Below are 2,235 nucleotides of genomic sequence, written 5' to 3'. Positions count from 1 at the left end.
ACGCTAGCGGCGGCGGCCCGACCCGCCTAGCGCGGCGCGGCGGCCAGCGGCGGCAGCGACAGGCGCATCGGCCAGGCGATCAGCCGGTGGCCCTTGAAGACCGACCCGGTATCGGTGCGGATCGTATAGAGACGCGGCGCATCGCCCACGGTCGCGAAGTTGCGGTCGCCCGTGCTGTCGTCGAGCAGCGCCGGATAGCGCTGCACCCCCTCGGCATCGCCGGTCAGCGTCCGCGCCTGCGCGTCGCTCAGCACCAGCACCGGCCGCGACCAGTGCAGCAGGTCGGCGGACTGCGCCGCGTAGACGCCGGGCACCTCGCCATGCGTCGGGCGGTCCCAGACGTTGAAGCGCATCACCGCGACCCATCGCCCGCTCGGGACATGACGCTGCACGCTGCCGACGATGAACATCAGGTTGGGGATCGGCTGGCACAGCCGCCCGCCGCCCTCGGCCGGCGCCTCCGCCCCGGCCGCGTACGGGCTCGGCGCCGCGACGGTGAAGCCCGTGCCATCCCAGCCGCGCCAGCGCCGCCCGTCGGCCACGTCGTCGGTGCGGAACAGGCAGCTGCCCCACCGGCCGCTGATCGGATCGATCAGCGCCATGAAGGCGTAGAAATAGCCGCCCTCGGCCACGATGTTGCTCGGGTTGAAATAGCCCGACTGGCTGTGCAGGTCGTTGCGGAACCGATGCGCCGGGGCGGCGACCACCCCCGCCGCGCCGGGCACCCGGCCGAACAGCACCCCGCCATCGTCGGACTGCGCGAGCGTGACCGCGTTGTACCAGCAGGCCAGCTGATCGCCGCTCGGGCACAGGGCGGGACGCAGCCAGCCGTGGAACTCGTTATGCACCAGCGCCGTCACTCGCCGCCCGTCCTCGGTCCAGAACGCGGCCAGCCAGCCGAAATCGTCGAACGCCGCCGGGTCGCCGCGATGACGGCCCTGATAGGCGCTGACGCAGCTATGCTTCAACGCGGCCAGCGAGGGGCCGACGAAGGACCGGTTGGTGGAGCCGCTCGCGAAGAGATGAACCCGCCCCTCGGCGTCGCGGAACGCCCGGGCAGGCGCGTCCGGCTGGTCGTCGGGGCCGCACCCCCCGCGGTCGGCGTCGAATACCATCTCCGGCCGCGCGGCGACCGTCATCCAGCCTGTTTGCGTGGCTTCTTCGCCGGCGGCAACCGGCGTCGCGGTCGGACTAGCCTCGGGCGCGCGGGCGTCGCGGGCGGCGGGCGGCGGGGTAGACGGGTCGGGCATCGGGCTGGTCCGTGCGCTGTGCGGCATCAACAACGCCACGGTTACAAAAACGACTACGTTGCAGTGCGGAATCAGGGCAACGAACCCCCGTCGTCGACGTTGACCTGCAATCAACGGCTGTCTAGTGTGATGGTCTGGGTTCCAAATTTTCTCACTGCGCACACGAAAAATCCTTCGGAGCCAATGCGCTCTCCGCAAGAACGAATAGGCCGTACTAGGCCGGACGGGTCGTCGGGACGTTGCGAACTGGGGCTCGGAGGGCGACTCGGATGAACATCGGGCGTATCTATAACGACGCGTTGACCCCAGGACCGCTCCAGACCGCCACGGCGCCGGCGCTCGGCGGCACGGTCTTGCTCCTCAGCCGCCAGCGCATGCTGTCCGACCTGTTCGCGCGACAGTTGCGCCTCGAACTGCCCGCCCTGCGGGTGATCGAGGCGGCGGACCCGGCCGAAATCGACGTGCTGATGGGCGAGCTGATCGACCTCGTGGTGCTCATCGCCGCGGGCGACGCGCCGGCGCGGCTGCGCGACACCCTTGCCGGCCTCGACCGGACGCTTTGCCCCGCCGTCACCCTCGTGATCACCGACTGTGCCGACCTCGCCCTGCCCGACGCGGCGGACGGCGACCCCGGCCGTCATGTCGTGCTGTCGATGGCGGCGAGCGCCGACGCCCTGCCGTCGGCGCTGCAACGCCTGATCCGCCGGCAGGCCGGCCGCGACCGCGGGACGGACGCGGCGGCGCCGGTCGACCCGACCGCCGGCCTCAGCGGCCGCGAGCAACAGGTGCTCGGCTTCCTCCGCCGCGGTCACAGCAACAAGGACATCGCCCGCAGCCTCGACCTCAGCGAGGGCACGGTGAAGGCGCATCTGCGCAACATCATGCGCAAGGTGGGCGTGCGCAACCGCGTCGAACTTGCCATGGCCGGCGGCGGCGCGATGCACGGCCTTGTCGCCGCCCCGCCCCCGCCCCCGCCCCCGTCCCA

Annotated in this window: 2 protein-coding genes; one reads left to right on the top strand and one right to left on the bottom strand. The window is 71.7% G+C overall.

The window, feature by feature from the left end:
• Nucleotides 1-26: 26 nt before the first annotated feature.
• Nucleotides 27-1,250 carry a hypothetical protein gene (locus B8460_RS19115; RefSeq protein ID WP_148360717.1) on the bottom strand — a complete coding sequence of 408 codons (1,224 nt, stop codon included), beginning with the start codon at nucleotides 1,248-1,250 and terminating at the stop codon, nucleotides 27-29.
• 269 nt (nucleotides 1,251-1,519) lie between these two features.
• Here B8460_RS19115 and B8460_RS19110 point away from each other — a divergent pair.
• Nucleotides 1,520-2,235: response regulator transcription factor (locus tag B8460_RS19110; protein ID WP_048863216.1), on the top strand; the 716-nt coding region annotated here is incomplete at its 3' end.

The sequence above is a fragment of the Acidisphaera rubrifaciens HS-AP3 genome (genome assembly GCF_000964365.1).
Classification (GTDB): Bacteria; Pseudomonadota; Alphaproteobacteria; order Acetobacterales; family Acetobacteraceae; genus Acidisphaera; species Acidisphaera rubrifaciens.
This window is presented reverse-complemented; position numbering and strand designations above follow the sequence as displayed.

Coding starts and splice junctions, on each gene's coding strand:
- B8460_RS19115 (WP_148360717.1), bottom strand. CDS start 1,250: ATGCCCGACCCGTCTACCCCGCCGCCCGCCGCCCGCGACGCCCGCGCG.